15 protein-coding genes are annotated in these 19,181 nt (G+C 59.3%); 7 read left to right on the top strand and 8 right to left on the bottom strand.

From position 1 onward, the window contains the following. Nucleotides 1–11: 11 nt before the first annotated feature. Genes JSS95_17060 through JSS95_17045 form a run of 4 tightly spaced genes read right to left on the bottom strand, consistent with a single transcriptional unit; the run spans nucleotide 12 to nucleotide 6,291 of the window. Nucleotides 12–2,207: a tetratricopeptide repeat protein gene (locus tag JSS95_17060; protein MBS1801523.1), complete on the bottom strand. Its 2,196-nt coding sequence runs from the start codon at nucleotides 2,205–2,207 to the stop codon at nucleotides 12–14. Then, entirely contained in the window at nucleotides 2,204–3,124 is a 921-nt protein-coding gene (locus JSS95_17055; protein ID MBS1801522.1) for a hypothetical protein, read from the bottom strand. Before JSS95_17055 ends, JSS95_17060 begins: the two co-directional genes overlap by 4 nt. Nucleotides 3,125–3,159: 35 nt before the next feature. Continuing rightward, a complete protein-coding gene (locus JSS95_17050) occupies nucleotides 3,160–5,445 on the bottom strand; it encodes a hypothetical protein (GenBank protein MBS1801521.1) in 2,286 nt (761 codons plus the stop codon). A 42-nt stretch (nucleotides 5,446–5,487) separates the two neighbouring features. After that, the gene (locus tag JSS95_17045) at nucleotides 5,488–6,291 is read right to left on the bottom strand and encodes a DUF4159 domain-containing protein (protein ID MBS1801520.1); all 804 of its coding nucleotides are present in this window, start codon (nucleotides 6,289–6,291) and stop codon (nucleotides 5,488–5,490) included. A 138-nt stretch (nucleotides 6,292–6,429) separates the two neighbouring features. Between JSS95_17045 and JSS95_17040 the strand changes: the two genes are divergently transcribed. After that, on the top strand, nucleotides 6,430–7,857 hold the full coding sequence (locus JSS95_17040; protein MBS1801519.1) for a multicopper oxidase domain-containing protein: 1,428 nt from the start codon (nucleotides 6,430–6,432) through the stop codon (nucleotides 7,855–7,857). A gap of 226 nt (nucleotides 7,858–8,083) precedes the next feature. On the opposite strand, the gene JSS95_17035 is transcribed toward JSS95_17040, so the two are convergent. Beyond that, nucleotides 8,084–8,911: a DUF4159 domain-containing protein gene (locus tag JSS95_17035; protein MBS1801518.1), complete on the bottom strand. Its 828-nt coding sequence runs from the start codon at nucleotides 8,909–8,911 to the stop codon at nucleotides 8,084–8,086. Between the two features lie 199 nt (nucleotides 8,912–9,110). Here JSS95_17035 and JSS95_17030 point away from each other — a divergent pair, with 199 nt between their 5' ends. Together JSS95_17030 and JSS95_17025 are read left to right on the top strand one after the other, a co-directional pair. Then, the gene (locus JSS95_17030; protein ID MBS1801517.1) at nucleotides 9,111–10,016 is read left to right on the top strand and encodes a TIM barrel protein; all 906 of its coding nucleotides are present in this window, start codon (nucleotides 9,111–9,113) and stop codon (nucleotides 10,014–10,016) included. Between the two features lie 26 nt (nucleotides 10,017–10,042). Further along, nucleotides 10,043–11,077, top strand: a complete 1,035-nt coding sequence (locus JSS95_17025; protein MBS1801516.1) for a Gfo/Idh/MocA family oxidoreductase — start codon at nucleotides 10,043–10,045, stop codon at nucleotides 11,075–11,077. Between the two features lie 23 nt (nucleotides 11,078–11,100). On the opposite strand, the gene JSS95_17020 is transcribed toward JSS95_17025, so the two are convergent. Continuing rightward, nucleotides 11,101–11,856 (bottom strand): SDR family oxidoreductase, encoded by a 756-nt coding sequence (locus tag JSS95_17020; protein ID MBS1801515.1) that lies wholly within the window; start codon nucleotides 11,854–11,856, stop codon nucleotides 11,101–11,103. A 62-nt stretch (nucleotides 11,857–11,918) separates the two neighbouring features. Next, nucleotides 11,919–12,701 carry an SDR family oxidoreductase gene (locus tag JSS95_17015; GenBank protein ID MBS1801514.1) on the bottom strand — a complete coding sequence of 261 codons (783 nt, stop codon included), beginning with the start codon at nucleotides 12,699–12,701 and terminating at the stop codon, nucleotides 11,919–11,921. A gap of 284 nt (nucleotides 12,702–12,985) precedes the next feature. On the opposite strand from JSS95_17015, the gene JSS95_17010 reads away from it, so the two are divergent. From JSS95_17010 to JSS95_17000, 3 genes are all read left to right on the top strand, one after another. Then, complete coding sequence (locus JSS95_17010; protein ID MBS1801513.1) at nucleotides 12,986–13,897, top strand: TIM barrel protein; 912 nt, start codon at nucleotides 12,986–12,988, stop codon at nucleotides 13,895–13,897. Between the two features lie 13 nt (nucleotides 13,898–13,910). Then, entirely contained in the window at nucleotides 13,911–14,711 is an 801-nt protein-coding gene (locus JSS95_17005; protein ID MBS1801512.1) for an IclR family transcriptional regulator, read from the top strand. Between the two features lie 139 nt (nucleotides 14,712–14,850). Beyond that, nucleotides 14,851–15,876, top strand: a complete 1,026-nt coding sequence (locus JSS95_17000) for an SMP-30/gluconolactonase/LRE family protein (protein ID MBS1801511.1) — start codon at nucleotides 14,851–14,853, stop codon at nucleotides 15,874–15,876. A 30-nt stretch (nucleotides 15,877–15,906) separates the two neighbouring features. Here the strand turns inward: JSS95_17000 and JSS95_16995 are convergent, their stop codons facing one another. Further along, nucleotides 15,907–16,863: an NAD-dependent epimerase/dehydratase family protein gene (locus JSS95_16995; protein MBS1801510.1), complete on the bottom strand. Its 957-nt coding sequence runs from the start codon at nucleotides 16,861–16,863 to the stop codon at nucleotides 15,907–15,909. A 168-nt stretch (nucleotides 16,864–17,031) separates the two neighbouring features. On the opposite strand from JSS95_16995, the gene JSS95_16990 reads away from it, so the two are divergent. Continuing rightward, complete coding sequence (locus tag JSS95_16990; protein ID MBS1801509.1) at nucleotides 17,032–19,173, top strand: transketolase; 2,142 nt, start codon at nucleotides 17,032–17,034, stop codon at nucleotides 19,171–19,173. Nucleotides 19,174–19,181 lie beyond the last annotated feature (8 nt).

Here is a 19,181-nt window from a genome sequence, read left to right as displayed (position 1 = left end):
AATTTCCCATCTTATTTCCCCGCAGCCTGGTGCAACTCCAGCAACAGCTTCTGCGCCGGCACGTATCCCGGAGCAATCTCCAGCGCAGCCAGCACGCTCTCTTCGGCCTCGCCTCTGCGGCCCGCTGCAAAATAAGCCTGCGCCAGACGATACTCCGCACCTGCCTTGTCCACCGGGCGCGACGCAACCGCCGCCGCGTACTCGCGTGCCGCGCCATCAAACCTCTGCTGCGCATACAGCAGATCGCCAAGACGGTGATGAAGCTCCTCATCGTTGACCGGGTAGATATAGTTCACCCCCTCCAGCGTCGCCGCGGCGGCAGCCTTATCTCCGCGCGTCTCCTCCAGCGCCGCCAGCCGTTTCAACGCCGACGGCTCCTGCCCTCCCGCATGTTCGTATGCGGCGAGCAAACGCTCCTCCGCGCTCGCTTCATTCTTCGCCTTGAACGCATCCGCCATCAGCTCATACACGCTTCCCTCACCCACATACTCCGGGTAGAGCGCGATCGCCGCAGGCCCTTGCGCAATCACCGATTCCGCATCTTTCTCTCGCGCCGCCATCGCAACCGTCTTCATCTTGACGCGCCATTCGTCGAAGTGCTGCGCCTCGCTTCCATAGCGCTTCTCGATCCAGGCAATATATTGCTTGTCGAACTCCTCCGGCGGCATCCCAAGGTCGTGCTCCACCACATACGCCGTCGTCTGTAGCTGCGCATACGAGCGCACCATCGCCAGCAGTTTCGCCTCGCCCCACTTCAACTTGATAAAGTCGCAGATGCTCCCGGCCTGAAAATACGACACCACCACCTGCGACGGATACTCCGGATACACAAAGCCGCGGTCCAGCTTCAGCACCGGCAACAGCTTCTTGTCTCTGATGGCGATCAGCACCTCCGGCGTCGCCCGGTTGCTCCACTCCGCCGAACGCTCCCCCTCCTCGTGGACCGCCAGGCCCTCCGTAAACCATCGCGGAACATGGTTCTTCGTCGCCGTCAGCACATACACATGGCTCATCTCATGCCACAACGTTGCGCCCCAGTTGAAGTCGCCGGGTCTGCGTGCCGAAGGGCTGTCCATCGCGATGACCTCGCCAAACGTCACGCCCAACGCTCCCAGCCCCGGCATCCCCATCGTCCTCACGGCAAAATCCTCATGATCGGGATACACCTCCACTTGCACCGGAGCAGGCAGCTTCATCGCATACTTCGCGTCATACGTCTTCAGAATCGTATGCAGCTCGTCCTGCAGATAAGGCCGCAACAGATCGGCCTCAGTCTTCTTCAGCTTCAACACCGTCGTGTCATCGCGCAGCGTGACGTAGTTCTTATAGCTATCCAGCAGCCGCAGACTGTTCACCGTCGCGGCATCGCGATAGCCGTTGTTGTAGCTCAGCTCCAGTTCTTTCTGCGCCTCCTCCTGCTGCCCAAGCCGCATCAATCCAATACCCAACGCTGAATGCGCCGACCACAGGCGCGGCTCTGCCTCCACCGCCTTGCGGTAATAGCTCACCGCATCCTCGTGCCTGTAGTGCATCTCCAGGTGATGCGCAATGTGCGCGTAAGCCGTGCCGTAGTGCGGGTTAATCGCTGCGATCTTCGCCAGCCACGCATCCGCAGTGCGCTCATCGATCACCTCAAGCGCCGCGTGGACCGCCATCGCATCCAGCGCATCGCTCTCCAGCGCAATCGCCTTGTCGGCTTCGCTCGCCGCCATCTGACGGTCATCGTTTTCCAGGGCGATACCTGCCAACAGCTCGTGCGCATCCGCGCGCTTCGCATCAAGAGCGATCGCCTTGTTGAGGTATACCGTGGCCTTCCCATCGAAGCTCTCCGCCGAAACGATCGCCAGCCCGACATACGCGTCCGCATTCGCAGGCTCCTTTGCCAGCGCCTCGCGAAACAGGTCCGCCGCATCTTTATTGTTGAAGCGCTCATGGAGCAGCATTCCCCAGCGAACCTTGTCTTCCGCTTGGCTGTTCGCAGACTGCGTCGCCAGCCGAAACTGCTCGTTGGCCTGGTCCCACTCCTCAAGCCCCCAGAACCCCTCTGCACGAGTAGCCGCGTTCCCGCTTCGCGTCAGTTGCTCGAAGCAGGCGCGCGCCTTGTCTTCCTGACCATACTTGCGCAGCAGCCAGCAATCGCCCGGCACAGCGGCGAGCGCAGCCGTCGACACCAGCAACAGCGCCGCAAGATCGAGAGCGCGCCTCATTTGTCCAGCTCCTGCTGCACCTTCGCCAGCTCAAGCAGCAGCTCCGTCAACTGCTTCTTATAGTCCCCGGGCTCCATCGCTGCCTTCTGATACTTCAGCCCGTCAATCTTCTGTTCGATCTCTTCCTTCTGCAACAGCAGTTGACGCTTCGCAGGATCGTTGGCCGCCTGCTGGCTCTTGCCCAGCCGAAGCAGCGTGAAGCTCGACATCAGCGCGCCCTGCCGCGCATCGGCCTCGCGCACAGCCTCGCCGGCGCCCGTATCGTTGAAGACCGCGTGCTCCGTCGCCAGCCGCTTCTGCGAGTCATAGAACGCCGCCGTCTTCTTCGCCGCATAGGTGAACGCCTCCAGCGCGCTGATCGAATCGCTCTTGTCCGTGTCCGCCGCCGGGTCCTGCAACGCCTCCACCCAGTACCTTGCAAACACGGTCGCATTCTTCTCCGTGCCCGACTTCGTCGCCGTAATCACGCCGCGCCCCGGTCTCTCCAGAGCGCGCATTGCGCCGCCGCTCGCGCTCGTCGTGTCCACAACAAGCTGCCTTCGCGATTGAATGCGATTGCACATCTCGGCAATCTCTTCGCCCGTAACATCGGGGCCAACCAGGTTGAACTTATACTCCGCGCCATCGAAAGAACCATGCCCGATCAGCACCAGAACGAAATCGTCGCCCGCCTTGGCATCGCGCGCCACCGCCGCCATTGCCTCTTTGAACTTTGCCGCCGTTGCTGCTTGCCCCGACAACACACGAACCGGAACATTCGCGCTCGCCTCCTTGAAGACCTTGTCCAGGTCCTTCGCCGCTGCGGCAAACCTCTGCTCGTAGTCGGGCTCGCCTCCCAGCCCCGCAACGACGACGTAGTACGTATCGGCCCGCGCAGAGGACACAGCGATGCACAGGGCCGCGCAGAACATGCACATAACGGCTCCGCACCTCATCCATGTCCGCGCAGCTCTCATACGATCCCCCACCTTCGTCGCAGCAGCCACTCGGAGGCCAGCAACCCTGCCAGCAGCAGAAAGACCACAGGCATGTTCCACAACTCATTCGTCGTGCGCACGGCCACTCCCGCCTCGGAGTAGGAGATATTCTCCGGCAGGTCCTTCACATTCTCCGGCCTCCAGTAGCGCCCTCCCGTCTGCGACGAAAGCTGTTGCAGCAACTCGCGGTTCTGCTCCGTGTGAAACTCCTCAGCAACACCGTCCTCGCGCCGAAACGCCAGCGTATCGCGTCCAAGCTCCTGCTTCTGCCCGCCCGCATCCTGCGCAACCACCTCGGCAAGGTAGCCCCCCGGCCGCTCCGCTGTCCACGCCGCCGAGTATTCACCCGCAGTATTCTGCGAAGGCTGGAGCTCGATCAGCGCATCCACTCCTCCCGGCCCCATCATGTGCGCCGTCACATGCGCGTTCACCGCCGGCTGAAACTGCGCATTGCGCACACTAGCACTCAGCCGTATATTTCCGTCGTCCATCAACGTGTGCGCCGAAGCGGACGCCGTTACTGGGCCCGACGAGTCCGCCACCAGCCACCGTAGCAGTTGCTGCCAGAAGAGATCGTGCGAGCGATCGCCCAGAGGCTCGCTCATCTGCCACCGCCACGTCCCGCCCGTCGCCAGAATCGCCGTGCGCCCATGACCATACCTCTGCGTGATCAAAAGCGGCAGCTTGCGCCTCCCCGCATTCATCTCCACCAGCACAACTGCACCGGGCTTGGGCGACCCGGCATCCTGATAGTCCGCCAGATACGTCAGCTTCTTCCATCGCTCCGCGTTCTTCACCGGATCATCCAGCAGCCGCGTGATCGCCGAATCCACACCCTCCGGCGTCAGTTCCACCGTCGCCGCATTACGATGAAAGCTGTTGCGCCCCGGCGGCAGGAACGTCGGAAACATCTCGCTTACGCTTGAAGCCCCCCAGCCCCCGTCGCTCAAAGACGTGTGTCCACCCAGGAACAGCACGCCTCCTCCGCGCCTGTCTGCGTACTCGCGCAGAAGCTCCCGCTGCAGCGGCGTAAAGTAGTCCGCATCCACCGACCCCACAATGATGCCGGCATACCCAAACAGGTCCTCCGCGCGCGAAGGAAACCCATCCGCAAGCTCGCTCGGGTCTTTGATCCCCTGCCTGTAGATCTTGTTCTCGCTCGTCCGCAGCATCGAGACCAGTTGTATCGTCGGGTCGTCATCCTCCGCCCTGCGAATAAACTTGAACTCCCACCGCGGTTCGCCCTCGACGTACAGAATCCTCCGCTTCGCATCGCTCACCAGCACAGGGCGCGTCATCGCATTGTTGCTAGCGTTCTCTTCCCCCGCGATCGGCTCAATCGCAAACTGAAGACTCCTCGCCCCCGCCTCTCCTGCGGAGAAGAAGACCGGCTCCGTCTGCATCACGCCATCCGGGGCCAGATTCACCTCGCGCGTCGCAATCGTTTTGTCTCCGTCCCTCACCGTGACCTTCGCCGTCTGCCCCGCGTAGCCGTGCTGCTCAAAACTGAGGGCCGCCTGCATGCGCGAGTTCACCACCGCATTCACGGCTACGCTCACACCCTCCATCTCCACATCGTGCGCAATCTCCGTCCGCCCGAAGCCGACCGTATGCACCGGCAGCCGCCGGTTCCCGAGAGCGCTCAGCGTCTCCAGCGCAATTCCCGACCCTCCAGCCTCAGCCATATTCTGGCTGCCATCGCTCAGCAGCAGCACGGCCCCCACGGGCAGGTCGGCCGTGTCCTCCGCCAGTTTTTTCAATCCGCCGTTGATGTTCGTCGCGCCATCCGTCGGCTGAACTCCGCCTAGCCCGTCGATCTTCGTCAGGCCGCCGCCCATGCGATACAAACGCGTCTGGAAGCGTTTCTGTATCCCGGCCAACACGCCATTCTGAAGCACATCGATCGCCGCCGCCTCTCGCGTCTTTCCGTTCTCATCGGCGATCGCCATGCTCTTCGACGAGTCCACCACCACGGCAATAATGTTCTGCTGCGAGGTCAGCGCCGCCACCATCATCGCCGGCTGCCATAGCAGCAGCAGCACCAGCGCCACAAACGCAGACTGCATCGCCCACAGCACCCATACGCGCCAGTTCCTCAGCTTCGGCGCCGCATCGGCAATCCGCCGGTACGTAAGCAGCGCCAGTGCTCCCGCCGCAATCGCAATCAGCACAACCAGCAGCCACGCAGGCCACGCCGACAGAAGGACAAAGTGCCCCCTGCTAAACACCGGCCCCGGATATTTTAACAACAGCTCAAACATGCCTGCACAAACCTGGACGAAAATTTCCCGTGCCAAAACGATCTAATGCGTCATGCCATAGATGATGTAATCCAGCCCCACGCGAAACGCCATCGAAGCAAACGGCTCCGGGTAGTTCGGATCGTCTGCCCACTCCCACGCGTCGCCCAGGTGCATGTTGTGGCAGATCGCCACCATGATGCGCCCCTTGTCGTCGCGAATCGCACGCCACTTCGGCTGATAGCCGTCCTTCTCATACGTGCGCCCGGTGCGAATCCACTGCTCGCCCGGAATCTGCATCTTGTCGTCAACGTCGTACAGCGTATGAAAGATCTCGTCGCCGCTCTTCAGGTCCTCCACGGGATGGTCCGGAAGCACCTGCCGCATCCCGTTCATGAAGTTCTCCCAGTCTTCCGTCCCATGAAAGTCATCCACCATCAGGAAGCCACCCTTCAGCAGGTACTCGCGCAGCCTCTGCGCCTCCTTATCGGTGAACGACCACATCTGCACCTGGACGGCATAAATCCACGGATAGTTGAAGATCTCGTCGGAGTCGAGCGTCACCACCTGCTCCATCGGGCGTCCGTCGATGCGCGTCAGCCGGTGCATCGCAATCAGGAACTGGCGGTCGGCCTTCGGGTAGTCGCGCGACCACGCATTTCTCCACCAGTACCCGCGCCCCCCAAAGCTGTTCATCCCTTGCAGGTTCGTCGCAAATGCCAGCCGCGACCAGTAAAACTCCGCCTTGATATTTGTCGGAGAATCGTCATTGCCAAAGCCAAAGTCGGCAACCCGCTGATACCCTCGTAATCCAGCGCAGCAGATCGCCAGGACCACCGATACGGCTGCGGCTTGCGAGAGCTTCATCGAAACCTCCGGCTGCAATGGAGCAACATGAAGAGTACCGGAACGCCTGCTTACCCTGTCTAATAGACAGTAGACGTAGCAAGGCATCGTTTTGTAGCAAATGAACTTTGTTTTCTGCCACCTGACGGAGTGATCTCGATGAAACGGCGCGATCTGCTCAAAATTGGCGCTCTTGCCGCCGCCCGGTCTGGAATCTCTCGCGTCCCCTTGCTCGCCCAGTCGCCAGCGCCGACAGCGGCCGGCAAAGCCGACTACACCCTCCGCATCGCCCCCGTCACCGTCGAGCTCGACCGCTCGCATATCATCTCCACCATCGGCTACAACGGCACCGCCCCAGGCCCTGTCCTGCGTATGCGCGACGGCAAACCCGTCACCGTCGAGGTCATCAACGACACCGACACCCCCGAGCTCGTCCACTGGCACGGCATGCTCATCCCGCCCGAGGTCGACGGCACCGAAGAAGAAGGCTCGCCCCTCGTCGCACCGCACGGCCGCCACCGCTACCAGCTCACCCCCGGCCCGGCCGGCAGCCGCTGGTATCACTCCCACGCCATGGCCATGGACGACCTCCACAAGGGCGCCTTCACCGGCCAGTTCGGCTTCGTCTACGTCGAACCCGCCCACGACCCCGGCCGCTACGACCAGGAGCTCTTCCTCGCCCTGCGCGACTGGGAGCCCTTCTTCACCGCCACCATGGAAGACGACGATGACGACTCGCACAACGGCCCCACCCCCGAAAAGCCGGCGACCTTGAACACCGACCCCAACGGCCTCGAAGTCGGATCGATGACCTACTCCATCAACGACAAGGCCCTCGGCGCGGGCGAACCGATCCGCGTGCGCGAGGGCCAGCACCTGCTCATCCACTTCCTCAACGCCAGCGCCATCGAAAACCGCCGCATCGCCTTCGCCGGCCACAGGATGAAGGTCATCGCCCTCGACGGCAACCCCGTACCCACGCCGCAGATGGTCGATTCACTCTTCCTCGGCACCGGCGAACGCGCCGACGTCGTCGTCGAGATGACGCAACCCGGCGTCTGGATACTCGGCTCAACCGAAAAGATGGTCCGCGAATCCGGCCTCGGCATCGTCGTCGAGTACGCCGGACAGCACCGCCAGCCGCAGTGGATCGACCCACCCAAAGCACCCTGGGACTACACCATCTTCGGCAACCCCGCAATCAAATCGCCCGAGCCCCAAAGAACCATCGAAACCGTCTTTGAGAAGCTTCCCGGAGGCGCAGGCAAGTTCAACTCGTGGCTCGTCAACGGCAAACCCTACCCGCACGACCGTGAGTTCGTCCTCGAACGAGGAGTCCGCTACCGGCTCATCATGCGCAACCGCTCCGACGACGCCCACCCCATGCACCTGCATCGCCACCTGTGGGAGCTGGTCGAGATCAACGGCAAAAAAACCGCAGGCATTATTAAGGACACCGTCGTCGTCCCCTACTACGGACGAGCGACCGTCGACTTCACCGCCGACCAGCCGGGCCTCTCCCTCTTCCACTGCCACATCCAGCAGCACATGGACTACGGCTTCAAAGCCCTCTTCCGCTACACCTGATCATCCAGTGCCACCCCACGTCGTCATCTCGTGTCTCACGTCGTCATTCTGAGCGAAGCGAAGAATCCCCGTATTTGTCCTTGCTGTTGCTTGTTTTCGCCACACGTTGCTCCACAGCAAGCCGGGTGCCCCATCCTTCGCGGTAGCGAAGGGTGGGATGAAATACAGGCGCCATCCAACCACCTATAAATCGAATCGCTCGATTACAACCTGCCACGGCGCCACCTCAGTGCGTCATCGCATACACCACATAATTCACCCCGATCTCCGTCCCCAGCACCGAGTACTTCGCCGGGTAACGCGGGTCGTCCAGAAACTCCCACGAGTCCCCCAGGTCGGAGTTCAACGAGAAAGCCACCATGATGCGGCCCTTGTCGTCGTAGATTCCCTTCCAATGGGCGACATAGCCATCCTTCTTATGCCCCGTGCGCAGATGCTCCGCCCCCGGTATCTGAAAGCGGTTGTCCAGGTTGAAGACCGTATGGAAGATCGGATCGTCGTTCGGGATATCCACCAGCTCGCGGTCCGGAAAGACCATCTTCATCGTCTTTTCGAAGTAGGCCTGCTCCTCGGTGCCGTGGCAGTCGTCGGCCATAAAGAAGCCTCCCCGCAGCAGGTAGTCGCGCAGCTTTTGCGCCTGTTTCTCCGTAAGCCCCCACTCTCCCACCTGCACCGCATAGAGCCACGGCCAGTTGTAGATCTCGTCGCCGTCGTCGGGATTCACAGCCTGTTCCACCGAGCGCGCATCCACCCTGGTTAAGCGCCGCACCGCATTGGCCATGGCGCGGTCGGCGCGTGGATAATCCTGCGTCCACAGCGACAACCCTTCCTGCCACGGGCCATCGAACCGCCCACGATATCCATCCAAAGGCCCCGGAGGAAACATCAACCGTGCAAACGTCCACTCCCCCGGTCTCTGCCAGTCCAGAGGAAGCGGAATGTTCCGCCCATATTCGACAGAGGGATACTCGCGAAACGCCTCCTGGGCAAGGACCGCCCCGAGGATCACTCCCGGAACCGCCATCACTATCGCCGCCATCTGGAGACCGCGCATCTGCACCTCCATCTGCTATCAGACGAAAGAGCCGCCCCATTCGGCTCACCGGTCAACGAATACGATCATCCGTCACGAAGAGTCAGAATTCAACCGGCGTCTTGAGCGATTAGCGTCTCCATGCAACCTCCACTGCTCCATAGCACTCAATTCATTCGCAGCTTTGATATCGTGGTTGAATCCAAAGGAGATCGCACCGATGAACCCCAACCTGTCGAGACGGACCTTTGTGGCAGGCCTTACCGCTGCTGCCGCCGCTGCATCGTTGCCCTCATTCGCGGCCCCCCGCAAGAGCCGCATCCAGTTCGGCTATGCCGCCATCACCTGGGGCAACGAGATACGCCAGTCGATCGACGACATCTCCGCCGTCGGCTACAAAGGCATCCAGTTGCGCGCCAATGCCCTCACCGAATTCAAGCCCGCCGAGCTCAAAGAGCTTCTCGCCCGGCGCAAGCTCACCTTCACTGCGCTCTCCAGCGGCGACCTCTCGCTCGATGGTCCCGAGCCCCCCCAGCTTGCAACGCATCTTGCCCATGCGCAGTTCGTGAAGGACTCAGGCGGACGCTATCTCCAGATACTGGACAAACTCACCAGCTACACGCGCACCGCCACCCCCGACGAGTGCAAGCGCCTCGGCAAATTGCTTACGGAGCTTGGCAAACGCACAGCCGATATCGGCATCCCGCTCGGCTATCACAACCACCTCAATACGCTGAGCCAGAAGCCCGAAAACCTCGACATCATCCTTGAGAACTCCGACCCGAAGTACGTCAAGCTCGAGCTCGATACCGCGCACGCAGTCGCAGGAGGAGGCGACCCGGTTCAGATGATCCGCAAGTACCATGACAGGCTTCTGTTCATGCACCTCAAGGACGTTCGCGATATTCCTGCAAACACGCCAAAGGCGATGTATCCGTTCGAGTTCGTCGAGCTTGGACGCGGACGCGTCGATCTTCCCGGCGTCTTTGCCGCGCTCGACCAGGTCGCGTTCAACGGATGGGCCATCGTCGAGCTCGACCGCGTCCCTGACAAATCGGGAACGCCGAAGGAGTCGGCCGTTATCAGCAAAAACTATCTCGAGCAGAAGATCGGCGTCAAAGTTTAACCATCCCCCTCGGAGGGCCCTTCAGCTTGCGCGTAGGAATCGTTGGAACCGGCGCTATCTCTGCGAAGCATGCGCTTGCCTATAGAAATATAGGCTTTGAGATCGTCGCCTGCACCAACCACACCGCAAGCAAAGGGCAGGCCTTTGCCGCGGAGCATGGAGCGGAGTACGTCGCGACCGTAGAAGAGTTGTGCCGTCATCCCAGGATCGACTACGTCGACCTGTGCACCTTCCCCGACTTCCGCCTCCCCGTTGCGGAGTTGTGCGCAGAAAACCGCAAACACCTCCTCGTGCAGAAGCCGATGGCGATCGACCTGGCAACCGCGCGGACGATGATCTCCGTTGCGGCGGACGCCGGCATTCAACTCGGCGTCGTCAGCCAGCGCCGCTTCGACGACTCGACAATCTTTTTGAAGCGCGCCATTCAGCAAGGACGCCTCGGCCGCATCCTGCAAGCCGACGCTTACGTGAAGTGGCACCGCTCAGCGGAGTATTACAGCCGCCCCATCAAGGGCAGTTGGAAGGTTGAAGGCGGCGGCGCGCTCATCAACCAGGGAATCCATCAGGTCGATCTGCTCCTCTATCTGATCGGCCCCGTCGCGCGAGTCTCCGCCGAATGGCAGCTTGGAGCGCTGCACCGCATCGAGTCGGAGGACGTCGTCAGTGCCCTGCTCCGTTATGAGAACGGCGCAACCGGCGTCATCCAGGCTTCAACGGCGATCTGGCCAGGCTACCCGGAGCGCGTCGAGATTCACGGCACAAAAGGCACCGCCATCCTCACCGGCGACAAGCTCACGACGTGGGCCGTTCACGATGATGCAGGCGAATCCGCGCCCGTGGAGACGAAGAGCGCTTCAGGAGCATCGGACCCGATGGCCATCTCAGTAGTCCCATTCGAGCGGCAGTTCCTTGACTTCGCCGAGGCATGTCGCACGGGCAGAGAGCCCTTGTGCTCGGGTGAGGATGGGTACCGCGCGCTTGATCTCGTGCTCCGCATCTACAAATCATGCCGAGGCAATTCCGCTCCCGAATCTATAGATGCTCACCAGAGCCCCAGATGAATCAGCGGGTCTTGCGCTTGCCATTATTTTCCTACCCATCCACCATCGACATAGAGAGACTGACCGGTGACGTAGGCTGATTCATCGGAGACCAGAAACGCTGCAACGGCCCCAACTTCACAGGGCAGGCCAGGTCGTCCAAGGGAGATCTGGCCGGTTACCTGAGGAAGTATCTCTGGACTCTGCAGAACCCACTGAATCATCGGTGTGTCGATCAAGCCTGGATGAATACAATTGACACGGATTCCGTTAGGTCCAACTTCTGCGGAGATATTCCGCGTGAGAGCTTCGATGGCCAGCTTGCTGGGCGCATAGTGCGTCCGGCCAGGAAGAACGCGCGCCGCCTGGATTGACCCAATGTTGACGATCGCGCCCTTGCGATGTTCTGCAATCAGGCGCTTGCAAAACGTTTGTGCGCACATCCACACACTTTTGAGGTTGGTATTGGTCACGGCCTCCCACTGCTCATCGGTAAGCTCGGTAAAAGGAACGATCGTCTCGATGCCGGCGTTGTTCACCAGGATGTCCGCCGGCCCCAGCAGACTCCATGTTTGATCGAACAGGTTCTCTACATCGTCCCGCTTCGTCACGTCGCCGGCGATGACCTCGCAGCGGACACCCTTCGATTCAATCGCCTTTTTCACTTCTGCCGTTCTGGAATCCGCCTCCAGATCGTTGACGACGATATCCGCCCCTTCGTTCGCGAAGATCTCGGCGATTCCCCGTCCGATGCCCTGGCCTGCTCCCGTAACAACGGCGATCCTGTTTTTCAGCTTCATCTCTTGTCCTTTAGGCTCTTCGTTTTGCTTGAGATACGTCCAGCGAGCGTCACGGGCCAGCCTCAGTGAATCGTCCAGCCACCATCGACCATCAGCGTGTGGCCAACGATCATAGATGCCAGGTCACTCGACAGAAACAGAACGGCGCCGACAATGTCTTCGGGTTGATTCCATCGTCCACGGGGGATCATCTCCTGGGTGGCCCACTCTTTATACCCCGGCCGCTCAAGAATGTTTTTGCGCGATTCCGTTTCGGTGATGCACGGCGCTACCGTATTGACCACCACTCCTCTATCGGCCCACTCCAGCGAAAGCGCCTTCGCCATATGATGGACGGCGGCCTTCGCAGCTGCATAGACAGCCCGTTTCTTGAAGGCGACTTCGCCAAAGTTCGAACCAATATGAATGATTCGTCCACCTCCCGCCTGTTGAAGCATGACGCGCGCCGCTGCCTGAGAGGCGAAGAACACACTCTTGACGCTGGCGTCGAAGGTCCTGTCGTACTCTTCTTCCGTGACATCGATCGCATCGCCGGTCCCTGTCCAACTGGCGTTGTTCACGAGAATATCGACCCGGCCGAAGGCGTCTATCGTCTTATCGATGAGGGAACGGCAATCTTCCACCTTGTTGACATCGGTCACAACGATCAGCGCCCTGCGCCCAAGAGCTTCAATCTCTCGCTGCACTTCTTCAATTTCGTGCATTCGAGGGCCAGGATACTTTGCGAGAACCAAATGGGCGCCCGCCTGTGCCAACCCCAAGGCAATTGCGCGTCCAATGCCTTGAGAGGCCCCCGTCGCGATTGCAACCTTGTCATTGAGTCCAAAACTTGTGTAGTTCGGCAAGGCGGCTCCTTTGCGATTGCCATGTAAATCTCGATTCCAGCGCAATCACGCATATTGCGTGAAACGAGATTCTTATTGCACAATGTGCAATCTTGAAGAATCTTATCGGCAGCATGAGAATTGGTCAAGCCTGCTTTTCCGATTCCCTGGCGACGCGGAAGACCTTCGTTAAGCCGCTGGGAAATCAAGAGCTCCCCTTGACAATGGATAAATCGCTGTAGCAAGGTTATTGCGACATATGCAATTTTTTATGCGTTTTGCGCAATTCATCGAGGAGGCCTTTCTTGAGTCGAATGTTTACCCGTCGTGATGTATTGGCCTCGCTCGCCGCCGTCGCCGCAATGCAAGTCGCGCAATCCGGCCTTGCCGCCCCGCCCAGAAAACTGCGAACCCATGTGGGCTATACCGGAATCACCTGGAGGAACGATCAGGTTGATCTGGCGATTCAGTCGGTCTCGTCGCTGGGCTTTTATGGGTTCGAGACCTTTGGCGACGTGCTTTCCCATTGGCAGAGCAAGGGAGGCCTCGAAGCCGTTCTCGAAAAAAATCGGCTACCGCTTATCTCGGGCTATTGCACGATGAATCTGACCGAGCCGTCACGGAAAGCCGATGAGATCGCCAGAGCAAAAAACTGGTGCAAGCTGATCAAGCAGTGCAACGGCAGGATATTTGTCGTTGGCCCAAATCCGGTCGATCGAAAGACGTACGACTTTCCCGCGAACAGGACAACGATTGTCAGCGCACTGAACGAGCTTGCGCTCGTGGTCGAGCAGGAAGGGCTGACGCCGGTTTTGCATCAGCACACCGGCACCTGCATCGAGTCGAGGGATGAGACCTACGCTGTGCTCGAATCGGTCGATACGCGGCACCTGAAGTTTGGTCCCGACGTGGGGCAACTTACGAAGGGCGGTCAGGATGCCGTGAAGGTCGTTAAGGACTTCCTGCCAATCGTGCAGCATATGCACCTGAAGGACTACAACGGGAAGGACGAGCGCCTCGCGGGTTATTGTCCCCTCGGGCAGGGCACCGTCGACGTCCGGGCCATCTTGAAGATGATGGAGGGCAGAAAGATTAGTGGTATGGTAATGGTCGAGCTAGACAACGATTCCAGGACCCCATCTCCTACCCCTCCGGCCACTCTGGCAAGAGAAAGCAGGGATTACCTCCGGACCATAGGAGTCGAATTCAGAGCGTGAGCGCAAAGAGTAAATGGCAAAAAAAGCAGCGCAGCTTCCCTTCATTCAGAGCCTTGACCGTGGCCTGACGATTCTTCAGGCGGTGGCGACATCCAAGCAGCCTGTGAACCTTGGCGAACTCGCCGAGCTTCTGAATGTAGACCGGAGCAGCGCCTTCCGTCTTGCCCAGACTTTGCGTCGTCGCGGTTTTCTCTCCAGCCCCGCAGGCCGGAAAGACTACATCTTAGGTTCGGCCATCTGGACGCTCTCTCGACAGTATGACTGGAGCAATATGCTCGTCCGGGTGGCCCACAACGAGCTGAAGGCACTTGCCAACGGTCTCAATGAGACGGCGCATCTTGCCATTCGCGAAGGAAAGAATGCCTTGTTCATCGACTCCGTGCATGCGCGCCATGTCATTGTCGTCGCCGGACAGACCGGTGAATTGGTGCCCCTCCACGCCACGGCTCATGGCAAGGCCCTGCTTGCGGATGCCAATGAGCAGGAGTTGAAGTCGATCTTTGGCAGCGGCTCGTTGCAATCATTCACCAAGACAACGATTAAAACTTTTCCCGCGCTCGTAAAGGAGTGCTCTGGAATCCGGCAGCGGGGATATGCACTCGACGAAGCGGAATTCATGGAAGGCATGCGTTGCGTTGCCGCACCGATCCGCCTGAATGACAGCATCATCGTTGGGTCGATTGGAATCTCGGCGCCGGCCTCGCGTTTCCTCAAGGAACATTTCCCCGCGTATTCCAAACGGGTCGTACAGTGCGCAACGAAGATCGGCGAGCTTCTCAGCAATGCTGACGATGCTGCCGACGAAACCGCCTGACGAGATTCTCCTCCCAAAAGCACGAAGCACATTGCGCTGCTGCGCTGGAGTGTTTGCGAAAAGCCCTCCCTCCTTGCTTGCCTTTGGTCGAGCTTATCAAGCAAACTATTTTGCATAATAAGCAACAATAGGAGCGCGGATGGAAAACCCTGTTCTGGATTTTGGAATCGATAAATCCAAGCTGCAATATATCGGTCATGGCCTGCAAAGGCCCGAATGTATCCTCGCGGAGAAGGATGGGACCTTGTGGTCGGCGGATTCACGCGGAGGCGTCGTCCGTATGCGTCACGATGGAACGCAGGAGATCGTCACGCAGAAAATCTCCGCTCACTTCGCAGAGGCAGATAGCGAGGCGACGCGGTATCTGACCGGCACACTCCCCAACGGGCTGGCGTTTGCTCCAAATGGAGACATCCTGATCTCGAACTTCGGCACGGACCGCCTCGAGATCATGACTCGCTCGGGCGAATCGAAGGTGCTCGCCGACAGCATCGATGGAGAAGCGATCGGCAAAGTAAATTTTGTCCTGCGCGATTCCAGGGGGCGTATCTGGATCACCATTTCAACCAGAATCAAGAACTGGATGCACGCGCTGCGGCCCGACCTGCCGGATGGTTATATCGCACGATACATTGACGGTAAGTTCCACATCGTCGCCGAGGGCTTTCACTTCACCAACGAGATTCGAATGGACGCGAAAGAGGAGTACATGTACGTCGTAGAGACGACCGGCGGATGCATCAGCCGGCTCCGTGTGCATGAAGATGGCTCTCTCGGCGAGCGGGAGATCTTCGGCCCCAGCAGCCTGGGCACCGGAGCCTGGCCCGACGGCATTGCCTTCGACAGCATCGGCAACCTGTGGGGGACGTGCGTCTATTCAGACAAGCTCTTTGTGCTCACACCACAAGGCGACCTGAGAGTTCTTCTCGACGAAGGCGATCCCGCCAGAGTAACGGCGCTCGAAGATCAATTTCGTGCAGGCGCTGTAACTGAAGAGGTTCTATTCGCTACCGGCCGCGGCATCGCACCGTGGATGGCCAGCGTCACCTTTGGTGGACCTGACCTTCAAACGGTTTACATCGGATCGTTGCGTGCTCACAGCATTCCCTACTTCCGCGCCCCGGTGCCTGGACTGCCGATGGTGCATTGGAATGAGAGCCGCTAGCTTCTTGAAGCGTGGCGTTGTCTGTGGCTCCTATTCGCCATCCATGACGCCACGCCGTTTCATATCCGTTACGGCTTCCTGAACCGCCTGAAGCGAGGTATACCTGGGCCGGTAGCCAAGCAACGCTCGCGCCTTCGCGATGCTGCAGTTCGGCGAATGGGCGATGTGGTCCCAGGTAGCCGCCGCATCTTTCTCTGCAACGGTTCTCTTCCATTCCTCCCATGGCAGAAAGGCCAACGTTGCGGGACGGCCGAACCAGTGGGCCATCTGCTCCGCAAATCCGCGAAGTGTCAACGCAGCGGGCGAGACGACGTGAAAGCTCTCCCCGATCGCGGAGCTTCGTTGTGCTACTGCGCACTGGAATGCCAGGGCAACATCGTCGGCGTGTACGTGGTGCACTGTCTCCATTCCAAGATGCGGCAGCGACAGTTGTTTGCCATGTGCGAGATCGGAAAACACTTCAGGATTGAAGTGGCCTTGAGGATTGATGGGGTTCCATCCAACTCCTACAAGATGCCCCGGATGAAGAACAGTGGCCGGAAAATGATTCTCTCGCGCCATGCGAAGCAGATACGCTTCAATCGTGGCTTTCCTTATACCGTACTCGCCGAAGGGTGAGCGCGGTGCATCTTCCAGCGTTGGGACTTCGCTGCTGTGCCCGTGTACCCAGATTGTCCCGCAATGAAGAAAATGTTTGACGCGGTCCAGCAGCGCTTCCGTCAGCAGTTCCGCGCTTTCAGGCTTGTAACAGGTCAGGTCGATCACAACGTCTGCATCGAGCGACGCGATACGTTCCCCGAAGGTTCCCGCAGATTCCTCCGCCGCCCGGTCCACGAAAACGTTCTCGACAGTCTTCCATGTCGGATGATCGCGATAGGGAGTTTTAAGGCCGCGGCTCACGCAGAGCACCGTGTGGCCATCCTCAACCAGCCGGGGCGTGAGATACGTCCCAATGTGTCCAGTGCCGCCAATAACGACTACGCGCATACTTCTCCTGTCTTCCATTTAGCGAACAAGCGTCTGGCGTTCTTACATCAACGTCCCCCTTCTCTGCTTGACGGTCGTGCGTGACCGCCCCTATACTGTTGCTCATATTACGCAAATATAAATGCGTATTATGCAATAATACTGACCTCAACGAAAAGGACCTACTGCATGAGCACGCAAGCATTCTCTGTTACCGAGTCGAGGGTGTCCAGTCGTGGCGTATCCCTGCATCGCGACGCCATCATCCGGGAAGGCCTGCTGAAGCTGCTTGCCATTAAAGACTCCGACATTCGCATCCTCACGCTGGCACAAAGCCGCGATGCCGTCGACAAAGGGCTTCATTCTGGAGGAGCTTTTTCGGCCATCCTGCCGCTCGTCACCCTCTTTTACGGCGGTTTTATCCGGCTGGATATCGAAGACCCGACGCGACGCGGACAAGACATCTTTACCCTTAGCAAGGGACACGCCGTCGCAGCTATGGCCTCGATCTACGCCGAACTGGGATATATCCCCGAGTCGATCCTGCGGAACTCGCGCTCGCACACGAGCCTTCTGAACGGTCACCCAGGCCCTATCCTGCCTGGAGTCCACATCGCAACTGGTCCCATGGGACAAGGGATCGGTGTCGCGCAGGGGTTCGCAATCGCAGGTAAGAGCAGCCCGCAATTTGACTCCTACTGCATGGTCGGCGATGGAGAGCTTCAAGAGGGATCGTGTTGGGAAGTCATTATGTATGCCTCCCAACACGGCCTGGATAATCTCTGTCTTCTTGTGGATAGAAACAACGGTCAACTGGACATTCACGACCGAATGCTCTACCCGATGCCCCCTCTTGAAGAGGTCTTCCGGTCGTTCGGCTGGAACACATTCAATGTCGATGCCACGCGGTACGACGGCGTCTTCGAGGCCTTGCACAGCTTCCGTTACAACCCCCGCAACGGCAAGCCAACGGCGATCCTCTGCAATTCGAAGAAGGGGTTTGGCGCGTTCTCCGACTTTCTCAACAAACATAAGGTCACAGTGCCTGACGCGTTGTTTGCCCAGGAGCTGGAGCTGCAGCAACAGCAGCGAATGAATCGGGTTGCTGAATTCATCGCTTTTCTCGATCGCTTGACGGATATGCCCGACGCACAGGAGATGCGCGACCTCTTTTTGAGTGAAGCAGAGCGCATGCATCTCCATGCGAGTGAATCGAAGAGCCGCGACTTCCTGGGCCAGTTCATCGGCCCAGTTCTCACGAAGCGCGTGCCTGCAAGGGACAAGCAGATTCGCTACAACGCAGCAGGTCTTCCCAAACTCGATCGCGGCAAGAGCTACAGTGCGGCTGAAATCATTACTGCCGGAATGAAAGTTTTTGCACGCGATCCGCGAGTGATGTCCATCGACTCCGATCTGGCGTCGACCAGCGGCCTGGAAGCGGGTGTGGCCGCGGTCGATCAGACGCGCGCCCTCAACGCCGGCGTTGCGGAGGCGAACATGATGCTCATCGCTGAGGCCTTCGCCGCTCTCGGATACAACGCGTGGTGCAGCACGTTCTGCCCGTTTTTCAACTGGCAGGTGCTGCGGCGTATTGCAGTCGGCCATCAGGAGCGGATCGAGGCAATGGAATCAGCCGACGGCTGGCTGAGCGAAGGGCATGGCCTCGATGTAACGTTCCTTGCAACAGCAGCAAACTTCGAGACGCGGACAAATGGCGCAACCCATATGGGAAACGACGACGCCACGACCTTCGACGGGGTTGCGCATCTGAAGATCATCGATGTCTCCTGCCCGCAGCAGATGCTCTCTATCATGCGATGGACGATGGAGGGCAATAAGGGCCTCCTCTATGTCAGGGTGATGCGCACCGGCTCCGCCGTGCTTTACAACAACGACTATGAGTTTGAATACGGAAAAGGCTACGTGTTGCGGCAGAGTGAGAGCGATCGTGCCATTCTCATCAGCAGTGGCCGCGGCGTACATGAAGCGCTTGCCGCAGGCGATCTTTGTGCAAAGAATGGCATCAATGTCATGGTTGTCGACATGCCATCCGTGGACAAGGAGCTGCTGGTCCAACTGTATGAGACCGAACTGCCTATGTTCTTCGCCGAACAAAACAATGGCTATCTCTGGCAGAACTTCCTGAAGGTCCTGTACCGGCATGGCGACAAATTGAGTCTCGACAAACTAGGCCATGTCAAAACAATCAATACTCTTGACGCAGAGGGGGAGAAGCAATTTATTCACTCCGCAACCTACGAAGAGTTGATTGAGGTCTTTGGCCTTAGCCCGGTTGCGATTGCCGCCAGAGTCCAAAGCGAGCTTGCCTGAGAGATGGA

Source organism: Acidobacteriota bacterium, assembly GCA_018268895.1.
GTDB lineage: Bacteria > Acidobacteriota > Terriglobia > Terriglobales > Acidobacteriaceae > Edaphobacter.
This window is presented reverse-complemented; position numbering and strand designations above follow the sequence as displayed.